General features: G+C 36.9%; 19 protein-coding genes, 1 pseudogene and 1 riboswitch. Of the genes and pseudogenes, 8 read left to right on the top strand and 12 right to left on the bottom strand.

Annotated features, from left to right (window positions below):
- Window positions 1-18: 18 nt before the first annotated feature.
- Both MKZ18_RS07720 and MKZ18_RS07715 read right to left on the bottom strand, forming a co-directional pair.
- Entirely contained in the window at window positions 19-2,055 is a 2,037-nt protein-coding gene (locus MKZ18_RS07720; protein ID WP_061785361.1) for a thioredoxin domain-containing protein, read from the bottom strand.
- 15 nt (window positions 2,056-2,070) lie between these two features.
- Window positions 2,071-2,541, bottom strand: a complete 471-nt coding sequence (locus MKZ18_RS07715) for a GNAT family N-acetyltransferase (protein WP_163070724.1) — start codon at window positions 2,539-2,541, stop codon at window positions 2,071-2,073.
- A 160-nt stretch (window positions 2,542-2,701) separates the two neighbouring features.
- Between MKZ18_RS07715 and MKZ18_RS07710 the strand changes: the two genes are divergently transcribed.
- Window positions 2,702-2,977 carry a DUF4282 domain-containing protein gene (locus tag MKZ18_RS07710; protein ID WP_025907150.1) on the top strand — a complete coding sequence of 92 codons (276 nt, stop codon included), beginning with the start codon at window positions 2,702-2,704 and terminating at the stop codon, window positions 2,975-2,977.
- 37 nt (window positions 2,978-3,014) lie between these two features.
- Here the strand turns inward: MKZ18_RS07710 and MKZ18_RS07705 are convergent, their stop codons facing one another.
- The 5 genes and pseudogenes from MKZ18_RS07705 to MKZ18_RS07685 all read right to left on the bottom strand — a co-directional run bounded on the left by MKZ18_RS07705 (window position 3,015) and on the right by MKZ18_RS07685 (window position 7,455).
- Window positions 3,015-3,968: a siderophore ABC transporter substrate-binding protein gene (locus MKZ18_RS07705; RefSeq protein ID WP_328101773.1), complete on the bottom strand. Its 954-nt coding sequence runs from the start codon at window positions 3,966-3,968 to the stop codon at window positions 3,015-3,017.
- A 134-nt stretch (window positions 3,969-4,102) separates the two neighbouring features.
- A complete protein-coding gene (locus tag MKZ18_RS07700) occupies window positions 4,103-4,864 on the bottom strand; it encodes an iron ABC transporter ATP-binding protein (protein ID WP_061785364.1) in 762 nt (253 codons plus the stop codon).
- A complete protein-coding gene (locus tag MKZ18_RS07695; protein ID WP_061785365.1) occupies window positions 4,861-5,811 on the bottom strand; it encodes an iron chelate uptake ABC transporter family permease subunit in 951 nt (316 codons plus the stop codon). Before MKZ18_RS07695 ends, MKZ18_RS07700 begins: the two co-directional genes overlap by 4 nt.
- A pseudogene (locus MKZ18_RS07690) lies at window positions 5,804-6,755 on the bottom strand (ABC transporter permease). Before MKZ18_RS07690 ends, MKZ18_RS07695 begins: the two are co-directional and overlap by 8 nt.
- 259 nt (window positions 6,756-7,014) lie before the next feature.
- A complete protein-coding gene (locus MKZ18_RS07685; protein ID WP_061785367.1) occupies window positions 7,015-7,455 on the bottom strand; it encodes a MarR family winged helix-turn-helix transcriptional regulator in 441 nt (146 codons plus the stop codon).
- Window positions 7,456-7,590: 135 nt separating this feature from the next.
- On the opposite strand from MKZ18_RS07685, the gene MKZ18_RS07680 reads away from it, so the two are divergent.
- From MKZ18_RS07680 to MKZ18_RS07665, 3 genes are all read left to right on the top strand, one after another.
- Window positions 7,591-7,884, top strand: coding sequence for a putative quinol monooxygenase (locus MKZ18_RS07680; protein ID WP_061785368.1), 294 nt, complete (start codon window positions 7,591-7,593; stop codon window positions 7,882-7,884).
- A 125-nt stretch (window positions 7,885-8,009) separates the two neighbouring features.
- Window positions 8,010-8,312, top strand: a complete 303-nt coding sequence (locus tag MKZ18_RS07675; protein WP_061785369.1) for a DUF6509 family protein — start codon at window positions 8,010-8,012, stop codon at window positions 8,310-8,312.
- Window positions 8,313-8,828: 516 nt separating this feature from the next.
- Window positions 8,829-9,731, top strand: coding sequence for an AEC family transporter (locus tag MKZ18_RS07665; protein ID WP_144593691.1), 903 nt, complete (start codon window positions 8,829-8,831; stop codon window positions 9,729-9,731).
- 330 nt (window positions 9,732-10,061) lie between these two features.
- Here the strand turns inward: MKZ18_RS07665 and MKZ18_RS07660 are convergent, their stop codons facing one another.
- From MKZ18_RS07660 to MKZ18_RS07650, 3 genes are all read right to left on the bottom strand, one after another.
- Window positions 10,062-10,676 (bottom strand): acetate uptake transporter, encoded by a 615-nt coding sequence (locus MKZ18_RS07660; protein ID WP_025907132.1) that lies wholly within the window; start codon window positions 10,674-10,676, stop codon window positions 10,062-10,064.
- A 118-nt stretch (window positions 10,677-10,794) separates the two neighbouring features.
- Window positions 10,795-10,998, bottom strand: coding sequence for a cold-shock protein (locus MKZ18_RS07655; protein WP_025907130.1), 204 nt, complete (start codon window positions 10,996-10,998; stop codon window positions 10,795-10,797).
- Between the two features lie 338 nt (window positions 10,999-11,336).
- Window positions 11,337-11,507 (bottom strand): hypothetical protein, encoded by a 171-nt coding sequence (locus tag MKZ18_RS07650; RefSeq protein ID WP_186317490.1) that lies wholly within the window; start codon window positions 11,505-11,507, stop codon window positions 11,337-11,339.
- Window positions 11,508-11,620: 113 nt separating this feature from the next.
- Between MKZ18_RS07650 and MKZ18_RS07645 the strand changes: the two genes are divergently transcribed.
- From MKZ18_RS07645 to MKZ18_RS07630, 4 genes are all read left to right on the top strand, one after another.
- Complete coding sequence (locus MKZ18_RS07645) at window positions 11,621-12,148, top strand: YhcN/YlaJ family sporulation lipoprotein (protein WP_138117180.1); 528 nt, start codon at window positions 11,621-11,623, stop codon at window positions 12,146-12,148.
- 343 nt (window positions 12,149-12,491) lie between these two features.
- Window positions 12,492-13,973, top strand: coding sequence for a sodium/proline symporter PutP (gene putP / locus MKZ18_RS07640; RefSeq protein WP_100347469.1), 1,482 nt, complete (start codon window positions 12,492-12,494; stop codon window positions 13,971-13,973).
- A 111-nt stretch (window positions 13,974-14,084) separates the two neighbouring features.
- On the top strand, window positions 14,085-14,750 hold the full coding sequence (locus MKZ18_RS07635) for an SIMPL domain-containing protein (RefSeq protein WP_061786548.1): 666 nt from the start codon (window positions 14,085-14,087) through the stop codon (window positions 14,748-14,750).
- Window positions 14,751-14,800: 50 nt separating this feature from the next.
- Window positions 14,801-15,067 carry a hypothetical protein gene (locus MKZ18_RS07630; protein WP_025907398.1) on the top strand — a complete coding sequence of 89 codons (267 nt, stop codon included), beginning with the start codon at window positions 14,801-14,803 and terminating at the stop codon, window positions 15,065-15,067.
- Between the two features lie 51 nt (window positions 15,068-15,118).
- Here MKZ18_RS07630 and MKZ18_RS07625 read toward each other — a convergent pair whose 3' ends face one another.
- Together MKZ18_RS07625 and MKZ18_RS07620 are read right to left on the bottom strand one after the other, a co-directional pair.
- Window positions 15,119-16,297 carry a trans-sulfuration enzyme family protein gene (locus MKZ18_RS07625; RefSeq protein WP_100347467.1) on the bottom strand — a complete coding sequence of 393 codons (1,179 nt, stop codon included), beginning with the start codon at window positions 16,295-16,297 and terminating at the stop codon, window positions 15,119-15,121.
- On the bottom strand, window positions 16,281-17,426 hold the full coding sequence (locus tag MKZ18_RS07620; RefSeq protein ID WP_025907394.1) for a trans-sulfuration enzyme family protein: 1,146 nt from the start codon (window positions 17,424-17,426) through the stop codon (window positions 16,281-16,283). Before MKZ18_RS07620 ends, MKZ18_RS07625 begins: the two co-directional genes overlap by 17 nt.
- 73 nt (window positions 17,427-17,499) lie before the next feature.
- A riboswitch (SAM riboswitch) is annotated at window positions 17,500-17,624 on the bottom strand.
- Window positions 17,625-17,695 lie beyond the last annotated feature (71 nt).

Raw genomic sequence — 17,695 nt, 5'->3', positions numbered from 1 at the left:
GGCGGTATTTTATTACTTTTATAAAACTGCTTCAATAGCCTTTTTTATTTCCATAGACGGACGCTCGCACGCAAAATCTTTACATACATAAATGGTCGACTCACCTCTTTGGTCATAGCTCTCTAGGAAATCAGCATGTGGCATCAGTTCGTTTTTATTCCCAACCAACCATACAACTTCTGGTATAAATGACGTCTTCAAAAGCTGTATTTCTTCTACTTTACCTTTAGTTAACACAACCATTTCTTTTATCCCGATTGCTTGTTCAAGCCGCGCTTGTAAAAACTGCGTATGGCTACTGGCTTGCATTCGAATAAGTGAATAAAACGTTCGCTCCATCTTTTCAACCATTTGTAATAACTTTTCGTTTCCTGTTCGGTGACCTAAACGTAAAAGCTGGCAAACGGCGACGCTATTACCGGATGGGAGAGCACCATCGTACACTTCTTTTTCACGCACAAGCAGTTGCTCTGCATCACTTCCAGTAAAGAAAAACCCGCCTTTGTCTTCATCCCAAAATAATGAAGTCATATTCTCTGCAAGTGCTTTCGCCTTCGTAAGATAATCTACTTTGAGTGTCGCATCGTAAAGATCGTTATAAGCCCATAATAAAAACGCATAGTCATCAATTAAACCTTTTTCCTTTACTTCTCCTTCACGATAGCGAACCATTAAGCGCTCCGTCTCGTACATATTTTCGTGGATAAAAAGCGCAGCCTGCTCAGCTAGCTCTGTAAATGTTTCATTTTGCAATGTCCGACCCGCTTTTGCTAATGCGCTTATAATCAAGCCATTCCAAGATGTTAAAATCTTATCATCAACGTGAGGGTATATGCGTTTTTGACGCTCTTTTAACAGTTTTTCATTGCATTTTTTTAGCTTAGTTTCCGTTTCTTCAACGGATTGTTTACTGCGCTTGGCTAGCTCTTCTATTTCCGTTGGAATTAAATGAAGGTGGTTCTTGCCTTCAAAGTTCCCTTCTTCCGTAATGCTATATGCACTGCAGACAAACTCGGCTTCCTCTTCAGTGAAAAGGTTTGTTATTTCTTCTTTTGACCATACGTAATAGGTTCCTTCTGCTCCTTCTGAGTCAGCGTCAATCGCTGAATAGAATGCACCCGTTTGACTATCTCTCATTTCACGAATTAAAAATGTGATACTCTCTTCAATTATTTCACGATAGCGCTGTTTCTTCGTCATTTGATATGCTTCAATATAAGCATGTAGCAACAGCCCTTGGTCATAGAGCATTTTTTCAAAGTGCGGAATCATCCATTGTTGATCTGTTGAATACCTCGCAAATCCACCACCAATTTGATCATAGAGACCGCTTGAGGCTAACGAATCAAGCGTTTTTTCAACCATTAACAGCGCCGTATCATTATTGGTTAATCGATGATATCGAAGCAAAAATGTCAGCGTATGCGGCATTGGAAATTTCGGTGATTGCCCAAATCCTCCATACACTGGATCAAATTGACCAACGAGCTGCTGAAATGCTTGATGAAGGGTGGCTTCATCAAGTGTGCTGTCTGAAGGAATATGTACAGAAGCTTTTAAACCTTTTACAACCTGCTCTCCTACCTTTTCAACAAAGGACCGCTCATGCAGAAACTTTTCAGCGAGCTGTGGTAGCGCATCCATCATACCTGGTCTATTATAAGCGCTATTCTTTGGGAAATAGGTACCCGCATAAAACGGTTTTTGGTCAGGTGTTAAAAAGACGTTTAAAGGCCAACCTCCGTGATTGGTCATCATTTGGCATACGCGCATGTAAATGGAATCGATATCTGGTCGCTCTTCACGGTCTACTTTAATTGCAATAAAGTGTCTATTTAATAAATCTGCGACTTCTTCATCTTCAAAGCTTTCTTTTTCCATCACGTGGCACCAATGACAAGTGCTATATCCAATTGATACAAATACAGGCTTATTTTCACGCCTGGCTTTTTCAAAGGCTTCTTCTCCCCACGGATACCAATTAACTGGGTTATGTGCGTGCTGTAGCAGATAAGGAGATTTCTCATGAATCAGTGCGTTAGTATATTTTTGCATCTTTACACCTTCTTTCTATAGTGATAGTTTACCGCCTTCTATTACTTTCTCCAAATGAACTAGGGTTAGCTCATCATTTATTTTTGTAGTTCTTATCACGACAAAGCCTTTCTTTTGATAAAGACAAATAGCTGGCATATTCTTTGAAGCCGTTGAAACAGATATCTTAGTAGCTGAATAGTTTTTTTCTACAAAGGCTAGTAATTTTTGAGCAATTCCTTGTTTAAAATGCGCAGGATCAATAAACAACCGGTAAATATCTAACTCTTTCCCCAGCACTTTAAACGAAATAACGCCGGCTAACGTGTCTTCTATGTAGTATCCCAAAAATATCTCTTTAGATTGTTGTAGGTGGAGGAGCGTTTCTTGCAAAGGTGGAATCTGACGACTATGAATAATTGATGCTTCAACTTCGTATGATCGTTTTTGTAAAGCTAAAATGGCTTTTGCTTGCTGATTATTTAGCACACTATTTTCTTTAATCATTTATTCCTCCATCTGTTTGTCTTCTTTACTTTTCTATCATTATAACTTATCTGGTTCTTAACGTTAAAAAAATAAAGTGATTCTGTTCTAAATAGCCGTGCTTGTTGATATGTATAAAAGGACAAAACAACTAGTCTACACACCAAAGGAGAGAAATTAAATGAATAGTAGCTTTTTCAACTTCGACAAGATGTTAACACCTTCTATCATTAAAATTGTCTTCATTATTGTCTCTGTCTTAACCATTCTATTAGGTTTTGGATTTATTGTAAGTGGAATTAATAGCATGTATGGTGGTGGTTCCCTTGTCTTTTTAGGCCTAGCATTAATTGTGGTGGGGCCACTATTTACGCGCATTTACTGTGAAACCCTAATTGTTGTATTTAAAATGCATGAAGCTCTTCATAAAATGGCAGAAATAAAGAATCAAGAATAAAAAAAAGCGATGCGGTTTAAACCGCATCGCTTTTTCATCATTGTACTGCTTTTTCAATTTCTTTCGCCATCTCAGCTACTGAAAGTAGTCCCCCACCTGATAAGTACCAGTAGTTCGGATCTAAATAAACAATGTTTCCTTCTTTATAAGCTTTTGTTTTTTTGATTAGCTCGTTTTCTAGCGCTTGCTTAGCAGATGATTCCCCACCTACAACTGCGCTACGATCCACTACAAACAAGTAATCAGGATTCTTCTCTACAATGTATTCAAACGACACGCCTTGACCATGCGTGGAAGCTTCGATACCAGCATCAACTGGCGTAATTCCTAGTTCATCATGAATGATACCAAAGCGTGAGCCTGGTCCATATGCGCTTACTTTTCCTTCGTTAACAAGAACAATTAAACCATTTTTCTTTGAAGCTTGAGCTTCTTCTTTCACAGTTGCCATTGTTTTTTCAACAGCCGCTACCTCTTTTTCTACCTCTGCTTCTTTGCCAAAGATTTCGCCTAACGTTTGTGCATTTTTCTTAAATGAAGTCATATAGTTCTCTGTGTCTAAACCCATATGAATTGTCGGTGCAATCTTTGTAAACTCGTCGTATTGATCAGCTTGACGCCCTGAAATAATGATTAAATCTGGATTGATTTCGCTGATTTTTTCAAAGTCAGATTCTTTTAATCCTCCTACATTTTCATACTTCTTATCTTCATATTTTGATAGATAAGAAGGCATGCTATCCTGCGGAACACCGGTTACGTTGATTCCTAATTTGTCCATAGAATCTAATGTACCAAAATCAAAGACTACTACCTTATCTGGATTTTTATCTACTTTTGTTTCTCCTAATTCATGCTGAACCGTGATTGTTTCTTCCTTTTTCGTTTCTTTCTTTTCATTGTCTGCAGTCGTGCTACCTTCATTTGATCCGCAAGCTGCAACTATAACTGCAAGCAACGCTGCTAGAAATACCATATATAACTTCTTCATCTAACTTCCATCCTTTTCGCTGTATTTAAAATATATGTGAATTACTCTAATCATAAGCTGCTATTTTCGCACTTCATGTAAAGGGCCCCGCGCTAAACAACCTCTTAATGGATTAAAATAACAATCACCTTGATCTAAGCTGAAAAATAAACGCCTATCTTGTTTCCATCAATTGTTTGAATAGGAATATGCATATCATAGACGTCTAAAAGAACATCTTCTTTAATAATTTCAGAAGTTGCTCCATGCTTAATGAGTTGTCCATTCTTTAAAGCAACAATATAATCTGAATAGCATGAGGCAAAATTAATGTCGTGAATGACAATAATAATCGTTTTCCCTAGCTCATCCACAAGCCTTCTTAAAACCTTCATGATTTGAACAGAATGCTTCATATCTAAATTATTTAAAGGTTCATCAAGTAAGATATAATCCGTATTTTGAGCTAAGACCATTGCAATATATGCTCGTTGCCTCTGCCCACCGCTTAGCTCATCAATATACTTATGCTGCATATCTTCAAGCTCCATATATGCAATCGCTTCATCTATATAAGCTATATCTTCTTTCTTTAACTTTCCTTGTGAATAAGGAAACCTACCAAATGATACGAGTTCTCGAATCGTAAGTCGCATCGTTAAATGGTTTGTTTGTTTTAAGATTGAAATTTTCTTTGCTAATTCGTTGCTTTTTGAGTTCATCACATCGTGACCTTCTAATAGAATCTCACCTTCATCTCTCTTTAAGATGCGACTAATCATAGATAGCAGCGTACTTTTTCCTGCTCCATTCGGTCCGATGAATGACGTAATCTTTCCCTTTTGAATTTGAACAGATACATCATCTATTACTTTTTTGTTTCCGTACTTTTTTGTCACGCCGTTAACAGTAATCATGTTCTACTCCCCTTCAATAAAAGATAAAGAAAATACACGCCACCAATAAAGTTAATAATGACGCTGAGCGTTGTTGAAAACGTGAAGACGCGTTCAACTACTAGTAAGCCACCTACTAAAGAGAAAATACTAATGATAATAGAGCCACTTAGAAGATACGTGTGGCGATACGTTTTAAATACTTCGTGCGCTACGTTAACAACCAGCAAGCCTAAGAAAGTAATGGGTCCAACCAATGCTGTTGCAATAGAAATAAAGATAGCAATTAACACAAGAAGCTTTTTTGTCACTGCATCATAGTCAATTCCAAGGTTAATGGCTTCTTCTCTCCCAAGTGATAAAACGTCTAAATATTTAACATACCGAGACCCATATACGCTTAGTATGATAATTAATAAGAAAGATAGAAAAAGCAGTTCTGTCTGAACATTATTAAAGCTCGCAAACATTCGATCTTGTACCATTAGAAATTCATTCGGATCAATTAATACTTGCATGAAGGAAGAGACACTTTGGAAAAACGTTCCAAAAATCAACCCGACTAACAGTAAAAAATAAATGTTACTTTTTCCTTCTTTTTTAAACAACATTTGATAGAGAAGCATGGCAAACAAAACCATCCCTACAATGGAAATTGCAAAGTTTATATTTTTATTCACCGTCACAATATTCATTGAACCGAATAGAAAAATAAGAATGGTCTGAATAAGCATATACAAAGAGTCTAATCCAATAATACTAGGCGTTAAAATCCGATTGTTAGTGATTGTTTGAAACACCACGGTGGAAACTGCAATGGAAAATCCCGTTAGGATAATTGCTGCTAATTTCTCTAGACGCCTTGGCAGAATATAGTCCCAATTACCATTTGATTGATAAAATAAAAATAATAAAGTTACGCCAACTGCCACGGTTGCTAAAACTATTAATTTTAATCGATTACTCATAAGCCTTTCTCCTAATCAACATGTACAAGAATATCCCACTACCAATGACGCCAACCATCATACCAATGGAAATCTCGTATGGATAAATGATAACTCGTCCTAAAATATCACAAGTCAATACAAAAACCGCTCCAAGCAAAGCTGTTTGCGGAAGACTGTTTTTCAAATGATCTCCAGCATATATTGACACAATATTCGGAATGATTAATCCTAAAAAAGGAATCATTCCAACCGTTAATAGTACGATAGATGACACAAGTGCTACGATGACTAACCCAATGTTCACAACCTGCTTAAATGGTAACCCTAGATTGGTAGCAAAGTCCTCTCCCATTCCTGCAATCGTAAATTTATTAGCATACAAGTAGGCAATAATCATCAGTGGAACACTTAAATAGATTAACTCATATTGTCCTGAAATAATGGTAGAGAAATCACCTTGCAACCAAGAGCCAATGCTTTGAATCAAATCATTTTTATAAGCAAAAAATGTCGTTATGGAACCAATGACATTACCAAACATCAAACCAACAAGAGGAATAAAAATTCGATCTTTTACTTTGATAGAATCTAAAATCTTCATAAAGATGAAGGTTCCAATTAAAGCGAAAACAAATGCAACCAACATTTTTTTGAATTGGACTAGCTGATGTGAATAACATCAATGCTACCAAAACACCTAAGCGTGCAGAATCCATGGTTCCAGCGGTCGTTGGAGAAACAAATTTATTTCTCGTCAGCTGCTGCATAATCAATCCACATATACTTAAGCTTACTCCAGCAATAATGATGCTAATCAATCGTGGAAAACGACTAATTAGTAGCACTTGAATTTGCTCTTGATCAAAGGATAAGACCCCATAAATATTTACTGGTGATACGCCGATAAATAACGAAATAAGCGATAATAAAAATAGTAAAATAATAAGATACCTAATTTTCACGCTGCTACTCTTCCTTACTATGTATAATTTAAAAATATCAATAACGATAATCATTATCAGTTCATGGTAAAAAATAAAATGATGTCTCCATCACTGGTCTTGTTATCCTCTCACTTATTATATGATAGTGAAAATCATTATCATATGTCAATAGGATCCCCCTATTTTTTTCTTTATTTCCACTTAAAAACTTGTTTAAACAAGTTTTTAAGTGGAAATAACCTCCATTTGTACTTACATGACAAACGGAGAATACTTATTACAGTAAATTACATCGAATTTTATTTAACGTTGACAAGCAGGTTGCTAACTCTTCTTCTGTTAACCCCTCTGACGCATCATTAATTGTTTGCTGTGCTAGTTTTTCTAATTCCAACTGGATGTTTTTCCCATATTCTGTTAGATAAATTAAATTAATTCGACGATCCGTTATATGTGGAACTCGCTTTACTAACTCACGCTTAATCATGTTATCAATTAGACGTGATACGCTTGCTTGATCGCGTTCATTTTGAATAGCTAGCTGATTTTGAGTTTGGCCATCTTTTTCATATAGTCGACTCATAATCTGCCACTGCTCATATGTAAGTGGATAATTGTTATTTTTAAAATGATGATTTAAACGGTTCATCATTAAGCGTGAGGCGTGAAACAATCGATATCCTAGTGAATCATCTAATTTATAGCTTTCCTTGTTCATGCTTCCGTGCACCCCTTTTGGTTTAGTTTATCGTACCTTCGTATAAATGTCTATGTAGAATCTACGTAAATGCATATTAACTCTTTATATTCGGAATACTACTAATACAATTTCAGTGGCCAAAGGAGATTTGTTATGTCAGTTGTAATAGTAACAGCAATCCTCGAAGTAAAGCCAGGTTCTGAGGAAAAACTATATGATGTCTTGCTAAACGTATTGGCACCCTCAAAAAGCGAAAATGGCTACATTCGATATGACCTGCATCGATCTATTGACAATCCCTCCACCTTTGTTTTCTACGAACAATGGCGAGACAAGCATGCTTTAGATGAACATTTATCGAGTGCTCGCTACAAAAACTATCAGAAACAAACAGAAGTTCTCACTTTAAATCGTACGGTTCATTTATTAAAGCTTGTAAATCCTTAAAATAAAAAATCACCCTTTGTTCTCTTTTACTATTTACGCTATAATGAAGAAGCTCTTTAGTTGCTTTTCTCTTACATATTATTAAGCTAAGAGCAATTTTTGTTTCAAACAGAAAGGATAAACATATGTTTTCAATTCGTGAATACACCGTAGAAAAATTGCAAGATCCATTTGGAATGTTATCAGGTGAACGCTATGAGTTTCACCTTTATATCGACGTAGATGAAGAAGATGAACTATATACAGGCAGTGACTTAGGTCTCCGAACACTTTATATTATTAATGATGGCAAATCTTCTATTTCTCAACCTTATTTCTATGAAATCTCTACTAATAAGGTGTTAGATTTTGAACTAGAAGATGATGAAGCTGTTGAAGTTCAAGCATTTTGTAGCAAGCATCTAGAAGCTGAAAATACAGGAGAATAAACAAAAAGAGGCTGGGACATAAGTAATTCAGCCAATGATAAATCTGAACGATTGAGAGCTCCTCACTTTTAATCGTTCAGGTTATTTTGATTGTGAAAACAATTTTGGAGACAAGGTGGAATGGAACGAACTTATTCTGACAACGTAAAGAGGTGAGAAAAGGTTTTGTTATGTTCCATCCTCTTTTTGTTTCTTTTTTTCTTCATGTTCCATTAGTTTTTTTACTATTTCTGTAGGCTTCCAGCAGTTAAACTGGTAGGATGGTTTCGTATCATACCCCAGCCTGGAACAAAAATACTTCATTCCATTTTCAAGCTTTATACTTCTAAAATGCTGACAGGTTGCACAACAGTGAAAATCCCGCACGGTTCTTCCCCCTTCTTCTTATCTTTTCTTGTATAATAAGTATATTATATTATCACTTTGCGTGTACTTAACATATGCTTCTAAGAACGCGAGTGCAAAACAGCTCTCACCTTATACGTAGATTACCTTTTTTATAGAAAGGAGGATTCGATGGAGTTTCTACAAGTACTACTTCCTATTTTCGGCATTTTCGCTCTTGGATTTATCGGCCAAAAGACCATTGGTTTTGATGCAAAAAACATTTCAAAAATGTCATTGTATCTAATGTCTCCTGTACTTGTCTTTCAAACGTTTTATACGAATCTAATATCTGTTACATATTTGTACCTAGGCGCTTTTTTACTCATTCTTTGCTTATCAATCATTGCGGTTGTCAGGCTAATTGGGTTTATCCGGAGTTATTCAACAACGGAAACATGTGGAATGATTCTCGCTTCTGCATTTATGAATAACGGTAACTACGGAACTCCTGTAGTCTTATTAGTATTCGGAGCGATGGGATTAGATATTGCAATTGTACTAATGGTTCTTCAACAGCTCATCATGTGTACCGTTGGGGTTTACTATGCTGCAAAAGGCAGTCCCGAGGCGAACGGAATCAAATCTGCTTTGCGTGCTGTTGCAACAATGCCAATTGTATACGGAGCCATCTTAGGGCTGACTTTTCAACTTCTACATATTACGCTAACTCCACCCGTTGAAGAAGCAGTTAGCTTAGTAGCAAGTGCGACAATTCCAACAGTTATGATTGTTCTAGGGATGCAGCTTGCTAATATCAAGTTAAAAAACATTGCGTTTCGCAAACTGTCTTTTTCGTTATCATTAAAATTATTAGTTTCACCAATTCTTGCATTTATCATTGTTCAATTTTTACCGATTGATCAAATGACAAAGCAAATACTCATTATTATGGCTGCCATGCCAACAGCAGCTAATACCACAATGTATGCGCTCGAGTATAACACTGACACCGAGTTTGTCTCATCATCCACGCTTATTAGCACCTGTTTGAGCCTTATTACTCTTCCGATTGTATTGAGCGTTGTAGTCTAAATAAAAAGAGACTGAGACATAAGTAGTTCAGCCTCTACTATACCTGAACGATTGAGAATTCATAACTTTTAATCGTTCAGGTTTTTTGATGATTGTGAAAAACAATGTTGGAAACAGGGTGGAATGGAGCGTAGGGCACTCGACTCCTGCGGGAAAGAGAGGGAAAACGGAGATCCCGCAGCGCAGCGAGGAAGCTCAGGTTCCTCCCCGCGGAAAGCGAGTGGCCGTAGCGCAATGGAACGAACGAGTTGAGACAAATCAAAGAGATAGGAACAGCTAGTGTTCGTCTTTTAGAAGCCATCATTTTGTTATGTCCCAAACTCTTTTTTATCATTTTTTAAAAATCCCGAACGGTTTTCCAATCGGAAGCACTTCTCTTCCAAAATGCGTATTCAATACTGCGGCTGCCGATCCATAGAATGACATAATTGCAATTAAAAGCTCTGAAAAAGCAGCTAATAAATGTGTGACATGGTACATAACATTAAACGAACTCAATGATAAACCAATAAATAAGAAATCGATAAGAACAAAAATAATGAAAAGAACTTTATTCGTTTCCATTGCTCCAACTGTCATAAATAAGCTGAAAATTAAATAGCCGATAAAAGCCATACCTAATTGTCGCCCATCAACTACTGCGAGTTCTTCTCCAAAAACCCCTAGCTGCATTAACCATGAAGCAGCTACACCGAACCAGAACAATCCGAATGCTCCAAATGCAGTCATACCAAACGTATTATTATGCTTGCCATCTTGAATAGCTGCGAACAATTGCGCAAGACCACCTAAGAAAATAGCCCACGGCAAAATAAAAGCTAATCCATCTGTTAAGCCCAGCTTTTGTGATGATGCTACTAGCGTCACCATTGCCAAACCGAATAACCCAATAGCTGATGGATCAGCAGTGGTAATCTTTACTTCTTGTGCTTTAACTTGACTCATTCTTTACCTCCTAAAATACACATGCTTAAATAAAGTACTTGTTTATTGAGAAGCTGTCAATACATTTTTGTAAAATAGAAAAAGCTACCTTAAATAAGGTAGCTTTTAACGATTTAAATTAAAGTTTTACAACGTTTTCAGCTTGAGGACCACGTTGACCTTCAACGATTTCAAACTCTACGCTTTGGCCTTCTTCTAATGTTTTGAATCCGTCTGTTTGAATAGCTGAGAAATGAACGAATACGTCATTTTCTCCTGGAACTTCGATGAACCCAAATCCTTTTTCACTATTAAACCATTTTACTGTACCTTTAGTAGCCATAAAAAAACCTCCAAAAAAATGTAAAAAATTTAATATGTTACTCTATATTTACACCGTAAATAAAAAATTCACATATTATAAAGACTTTCTACTACGAAGTAGATCTCCTTTATAACACGTGAATTGTGTATCAACCATCTAGTTCGCAATAAATCCTCTCATTCTGAAATAAGTGAGAGCACTTAATTTTTTATTTAAAAATTAAAAATGTTTACGTTTTCATTCTACAATAACTTTTTCTAAAATGCAAGAGAGAACGGTAGTTTTTTACATTCTTCTTTTCTTGATTTAAAAAAGAATACAAAGCCGAATCAACAGGTTCGGCTCTCACCTCTCTATTATGTAAGCATATTGTCTAAATCTTCATCGATGACTTCTTTACGCTTATTTTGTAGCGTTTCAAATAACAATCGTGCTTCTACTTCTGTTAAAGCAAAGGTTGTTTTCTCATGTTCATTCCCTGTTTCGCTTCGTATAATCAATAAGCTTTCTTCAATTCCACCGTTCATTTTTACCACTCCTTTTTGGCTTAGTATAAGCTTATTTCAAATTTCTATGTATGTTTTCACCTCGTTTAACGAAAGCTAACGAACGAAAATTATTTCACAAGGAGGAATGAGACATGATAAAAAAATCACTTTTTGTAGCAGTTAGTTTCGCAACAATTTTATCATTATTTGGTTGTAACACTACAGACCAAGGAAAAGATGGCCTCATTAATGACGATACGGTCCGCAACGTTTCATATGAAAATGAAATGGATAACAATATGAATGACGTAACGCAAGAAAAAAAGCGTGATCAATATGCTGAATCACGCATGGAAGTAGCAAACGGTGCAGCCGATCGAGTAAATGCATTAAGTGAAGTGAAAAATGCAAACGTTGTTATAATGAATCGTGATGCGTATGTTGCAGCAGTTTTAGAAGATAAAAAAGAAGGCAAGTTAACAAAAGAAATGGAAACAAAAATTGCTGATGAGGTTAAAAAATCTAACAACAACATTCAAGAAGTATATGTTTCAACAAACCCAGATTTTGTTGATCGCATGAATAGTTATGTTAACAAGTTGGAAGATGGACAGCCAATTACCGGCATTATCGACGAATTTAATGAAGTAGTACGCCGAGTATTTCCGAACAATCGTTAATTAAAAAAGGCCAATGCGGCCTTTTTTTGTTTTAGAACGTGTACATATTTTTAATCAAAAAGCATCATATTAAATAGTAGAAAGCAACAATTTTATTGGTAATTTATTCTAATTTTTAAAGAATAAATACATGTTTTAATATTCATAATATTTTTACTTTATTTTTATTTAGTAAGCGGTTTCATTGGCTTTATTTATGTAATCAAGCGGGTTTCATTTCAAAAAATTCGTGTTTAATAACTTGATACTCTGGGAAAAGTTTGTTAGCTTAAAAAACCGTAAGCTGTTTATATGACACGATTTTCCACAAGTCATATATAAAAACAGAAAAAGGAGAGATATTGTGGATATTAGTTTATTTATTTCACTAGCAATTTATTTTATAGGGATGCTGGCTATCGGTTGGTATGCTTATAAAAAATCTACTGATGACATTTCAGGCTATATGCTAGGTGGTCGTGGACTTGGTCCTGCTGTAACAGCCCTATCAGCTGGTGCATCTGACATGAGTGGTTGGATGTTAATGGGTTTACCAGGTGCTATGTATGCTACAGGAGTATCTAGTTTATGGATTGCCGTTGGTTTAACAATCGGAGCTTACCTAAATTACCTAATTGTTGCTCCGCGTCTTCGAACGTACACAGAAGTAGCAAATGACTCCATTACAATCCCAGATTATTTTGAAAACCGCTTCAATGATACATCCAAAGTTCTTCGAACAGTATCAGCCATCGTTATTTTTGTCTTCTTCACTCTTTATACTTCTGCTGGAATGGTATCCGGTGGTACATTATTCGAGTCTGCGTTTGGTTTAGACTATCGAATTGGTTTATTTGTAACAGCAGGTGTTGTTATTGCTTATACACTATTCGGTGGATTTTTAGCGGTAAGTTTAACCGACTTTGTACAAGGTATTATTATGTTTATCGCTCTTGTTCTTGTACCGATTGTAGCGTTTACTGAATTAGGCGGTGTTGGAACAACGTTTGATGTAGTTCGTGACATTGACCCAGCGTACTTAGATTTCTTTAGAGGTACAACGGTTGTTGGAATTATCTCATTCTTAGCTTGGGGTCTTGGCTACTTTGGGCAACCTCACATTATTGTTCGATTCATGGCTATTTCGTCTATTAAAGAGTTAAAACCAGCTCGCCGAATCGGTATGGGATGGATGATTATTTCCATTATCGGTGCAATGTTTACTGGATTAATTGGTATTGCTTATGTTGACCAAACTGCAACCACATTAGCAGATCCAGAAACAATCTTTATTAAATTCGCACAAGTATTGTTCCATCCATTTATTACAGGGTTCTTACTAGCAGCGATTCTTGCTGCAATCATGAGTACAATTTCGTCTCAGCTACTTGTAACATCAAGTGCTATTACGGAAGACTTTTATAAAGCGTTTTTCCGTCGCAAAGCAACAGATAAAGAACTTGTCTTAGTAGGACGTCTATCTGTACTAGGTGTCGCAATCATTGGTATTCTCTTATCATTAGATCCAAATGATACGATTTTGGGTCTTGTAGGTTATGCATGGGCCGGGTTCGGTTCAGCATTTGGCCCTGCAGTTTTACTAAGTCTATACTGGAAGAAGATGACTCGTTGGGGTGCTCTTGCCGGTATGATTGTTGGGGCTGCTACGGTATTAATTTGGGTAAACGTACCTGGATTAAGCGAAGCACTTTATGAAATGATTCCTGGTTTCGTACTAAGCTTCTTAGCTGTCGTCGTTGTCAGCTTGTTAACAAAAGATCCTTCAACGAAAGTTCAAGGTACTTTCGTTGAAATGGAAGAAACATTAGAAGAAGAAACTAAATAAATCCAAACGAAAGCTCGCAAACATCTTTTTGCGAGCTTTTTATTTTCTATACGTAGCCCAAGCTTTTTCTTCATACGTATATAGATAAGAGCTTATAAGGAGGTTTATAACATGCATCCATCCATGTTTCCATATAATCACCAGCCCCCACCATCACGTGAAGGAAATGAGCGTGAGCTAAAAGTGATAGGAGAAGGCCATATTACGGCTGTTCCAGATGGCATTTCCATTATTATCGGTGTTCGTACAGAAAACCTAAGCGTACAGCAAGCATTAAAAGAAAACACTACCGTTTCCAATACAATGATTGATGGCTTTCAAAATGCCGGAATTGAACAAAGTGATATTGAGACCGCATCGTTTACTATTAACCCAAAATATGACTACACTGATGGCAAAACGACATTAGTTGGATACGAAGTACAGCATTTATTTGAAGTTCATGTTGCAGATATTAAACAAGCTGGTGAAGTGTACGCTATCTCTGTTGCAAGCGGTGGAAACGTAGCAGAAGATATTCGTTTTTTTGTGAAAGATCCGACACCCTATGAAAAGCAAGCACTTTCTCAAGCCGTTCAGCACGCTGGAGAGAAAGCAACGGCTATTGCAGACACCCTAGGCGTTGCCTTAAACCCTATTCCGCTGGAAGTCACTGAACGGACTCAGCAGCCCCCTGGTGGCTATGTAGTGGCAGCTAAGACACTTGGGTCTGCTCCACCGATTCAAACGCAGTCTCTGACAGTTGTATCAGCTGTAGAAGTGACATACAGGTACTAGAGTATGTGTGCTAAACTAATACGTATATTAATAAAAGGAGTTTATGCATCGTGATATCAGATGAACAATTGTTTAGCGCCTATCAAAAACTTTGGGTAAATCGCTCTTTTTCCAACCAAGATAATCTTTCCGTTAAAGAAAAGTTATCCTATGCTATTCAAAAGGATTTACGTGATGAAATGACGCATCCTCGCGTTCGTAAATCTCCTGAGGTAAAATATGAACTGGCCGTTCAGCGGATTAACAATAGCAGTCTTGCTCATAGCGAACAGCTGGCTTTAATCGACCTGTACACAAAACTACTCAGAAATTGCTAAAAAAGAGGTTGTTTCTATTTAAATCTAGAAACAACCTCTTTTCTTCTATTATTATTTAGTTACGGCTTTTTCTTGAAAAGAAATTAGAGCATTATTAAAATCTTCTTTTAAATCCTCATACTCTTCCAGTCCAACTGATAAGCGTAACAGCGATTCTGTAATACCTTTTTCATCTCTCACTTCTTTTGGAATACTAGCGTGAGACATTGTTGCTGGGTGTGTTAAGATGGATTCAACTGCGCCTAAACTTACACCAATCGAAGATAAGCGCACGTTTTTTAATATATGCTGTGCGAGTTCATCATTGTTTAATTTAAACGAAATAATTGCTCCGTATCCGTTTGCCTGCTCAGTAATCAATTCATAATCAGGATGTGTCTTCAGCCCTGGGTAATAAACCGCTTCGACGTCACGTTGCTCTTCAAACCATTTCGCTAGCTCTAAAGCCGTTTGTTGTTGCTGATCTAACCTTACTTTTAATGTTTTAATGCCTCGTAGAAATAAGAAGCAATCCTGTGGCCCTAAAATAGCTCCAAATGCGTTTTGAACAAACTTTACTTCATCAGCAAGCTTTTCATCACTTACAACAACCAATCCACCAATTACATCGCTATGGCCACTAATATACTTTGTCGCACTATGAATGACGATATTTGCCCCTAAATTAATTGGTTGCTGCAAGTAAGGTGTCATAAACGTATTATCAACGATTGTTAACAGGTCATAGCGTTTAGCTAACGCTGCAACGCTTTTAATATCCGTTACCTGTAAGAATGGATTTGATGGGCTTTCAATGTAAATCGCTTTTGTTTGGCTCGAAATGACTTCCTCTACTTCCTCTACATTTGTCATGTTGACAAATGTAGTTTTAATACCAAACTTTGAAAATAATCTTGTTAATACGCGATATGTGCCACCATAGATATCGTTTGAAACGATAATTTCATCGCCTGCTTCAAATAAACAAAGAACAGATGATACAGCGGCCATTCCTGATGAAAAAGCAAACCCAGCAGCTCCATTTTCAAGCTGTGCAATCGTATTTTCTAAAGCTTCTCGTGTTGGATTACCTGAACGCGAATAGTCATAGCGCCCACCGTTTGTTTCGTCTTCTAGATTGAAAGTAGACACTTGATAAATGGGAACATTTACCGCTCCAAAATGTCCATCAATACCTGTTTTTGCATGAATTAAATTTGTACCAAATGAGTGTTTATTTGTTGTATGCATCAAATGCCTCCTTTAAGTCTTGAATTAAATCCTCTGCATGTTCAATCCCAACAGATAAGCGTAATAAGCAATTCGTTACGCCAACTCGATTTCGTATTTCTTCTGGAATATCTGCGTGAGTCTGACGAGCTGGGAACGTCATTAAGCTCTCCACACCACCTAGACTTTCAGCAAAGGTAATCACCTTTATATTCTCAAGTAAGACTGGCACAATTTGCGGGTCCGTTACAGCGAAGGAAATCATTCCGCCAAAGCCTCCTGCTTGTTGCTTCATTACGTGATAGCCTGGATGAGATTCAAGACCTGGATAGTACACTTTCTCAACCAGCTCATGTGAAGTCAGCCAATTCGCAATTTTCAGCGCATTTTCATTGTGTTTCTCCATGCGCAAAGCAAGCGTTTTAATACCTCGCAGCAACAACCAGCTATCTTGCGGACCTAAAATTGCACCTGCTGCATTTTGATAAAAGCGAATTTTTTCACCTAGCTCACGACATCGTGCAACGACTAACCCGGCTACTACGTCATTGTGACCACCAATGTATTTACTAGCGCTATGAATAACGATATCCGCTCCAAGAGAAAGAGGTCTTTGATAATAAGGTGACATAAACGTATTATCCACAATTGTTAACAAGTTACTTTCTTTAGCAAGTTCAATTATTCCTTTTAAATCGGTTACGTGCATCATTGGATTTGTCGGTGTTTCAATAAATAACGCTTTCGTATTCTGCTTTAATACTGCTTTAACTTGGTCTAAATGAGCTGTATTTACATACGTTACTTCTACACCTTGTTCTGCAAAAATATCATTTAAAACTCTGTATGTACCACCGTATAAATCTTCAGAGACGATTAAATGATCACCGTTTTTAAACAAAGCAAGTACAGCCATAACTCCTGCCATTCCCGAAGCAAATGCCGCTCCAACTTCGCCTTCTTCTAACGCAGTGATCGCATCTTCTAACGCTGTTCTTGTTGGATTAGCTGTTCTAGCATAGTCATATCCTGTGCTTTCTCCTAAACGGGGGTGTGCAAACGTAGATGCTTGGTAAATAGGTGTTGTAATGGAACCTGTAGCAGGGTCTCGATTGACGCCCGAACGAACAAGTAGTGTTTCAATATGCATAATGTCCTCTCCTCTTTGCAGTAAATAAAAAAAACTCTTCACAGATGGAAGAGCGTTCGCTTAATCACGACTTCTCTCATCTGTTAAAATACAATCGTATTTCACAGGAATTAGCACCGTTCAAACTCACTGACTAACATATGGTTTGATGGTTGCCGGGCTTCGCAGGGCCAGTCCCTCCGCCACTCTGGATAAGAGTTTTATTAAGTTAATTATTCATTGTGTATACTTTAATAAAAATAACAAAGAATGTCAATAGAATTTTCTAA

Origin of the sequence: Priestia sp. FSL W8-0001 (genome assembly GCF_038050335.1) — a bacterium.
Classification (GTDB): Bacteria; Bacillota; Bacilli; order Bacillales; family Bacillaceae_H; genus Priestia; species Priestia flexa.
This window is presented reverse-complemented; position numbering and strand designations above follow the sequence as displayed.

Coding starts and splice junctions, on each gene's coding strand:
- MKZ18_RS07720 (WP_061785361.1), bottom strand. CDS start 2,055: ATGCAAAAATATACTAACGCACTGATTCATGAGAAATCTCCTTATCTG.
- MKZ18_RS07695 (WP_061785365.1), bottom strand. CDS start 5,811: ATGAGTAATCGATTAAAATTAATAGTTTTAGCAACCGTGGCAGTTGGC.
- MKZ18_RS07685 (WP_061785367.1), bottom strand. CDS start 7,455: ATGAACAAGGAAAGCTATAAATTAGATGATTCACTAGGATATCGATTG.
- MKZ18_RS07680 (WP_061785368.1), top strand. CDS start 7,591: ATGTCAGTTGTAATAGTAACAGCAATCCTCGAAGTAAAGCCAGGTTCT.
- MKZ18_RS07655 (WP_025907130.1), bottom strand. CDS start 10,998: ATGGCTACTAAAGGTACAGTAAAATGGTTTAATAGTGAAAAAGGATTT.
- MKZ18_RS07700 (WP_061785364.1), bottom strand. CDS start 4,864: ATGATTACTGTTAACGGCGTGACAAAAAAGTACGGAAACAAAAAAGTA.
- MKZ18_RS07715 (WP_163070724.1), bottom strand. CDS start 2,541: ATGATTAAAGAAAATAGTGTGCTAAATAATCAGCAAGCAAAAGCCATT.
- MKZ18_RS07620 (WP_025907394.1), bottom strand. CDS start 17,426: ATGCATATTGAAACACTACTTGTTCGTTCGGGCGTCAATCGAGACCCT.
- MKZ18_RS07665 (WP_144593691.1), top strand. CDS start 8,829: ATGGAGTTTCTACAAGTACTACTTCCTATTTTCGGCATTTTCGCTCTT.
- MKZ18_RS07635 (WP_061786548.1), top strand. CDS start 14,085: ATGCATCCATCCATGTTTCCATATAATCACCAGCCCCCACCATCACGT.
- MKZ18_RS07650 (WP_186317490.1), bottom strand. CDS start 11,507: ATGAACGGTGGAATTGAAGAAAGCTTATTGATTATACGAAGCGAAACA.
- MKZ18_RS07710 (WP_025907150.1), top strand. CDS start 2,702: ATGAATAGTAGCTTTTTCAACTTCGACAAGATGTTAACACCTTCTATC.
- MKZ18_RS07645 (WP_138117180.1), top strand. CDS start 11,621: ATGATAAAAAAATCACTTTTTGTAGCAGTTAGTTTCGCAACAATTTTA.
- MKZ18_RS07705 (WP_328101773.1), bottom strand. CDS start 3,968: ATGAAGAAGTTATATATGGTATTTCTAGCAGCGTTGCTTGCAGTTATA.
- MKZ18_RS07625 (WP_100347467.1), bottom strand. CDS start 16,297: ATGCATACAACAAATAAACACTCATTTGGTACAAATTTAATTCATGCA.
- MKZ18_RS07675 (WP_061785369.1), top strand. CDS start 8,010: ATGTTTTCAATTCGTGAATACACCGTAGAAAAATTGCAAGATCCATTT.
- MKZ18_RS07660 (WP_025907132.1), bottom strand. CDS start 10,676: ATGAGTCAAGTTAAAGCACAAGAAGTAAAGATTACCACTGCTGATCCA.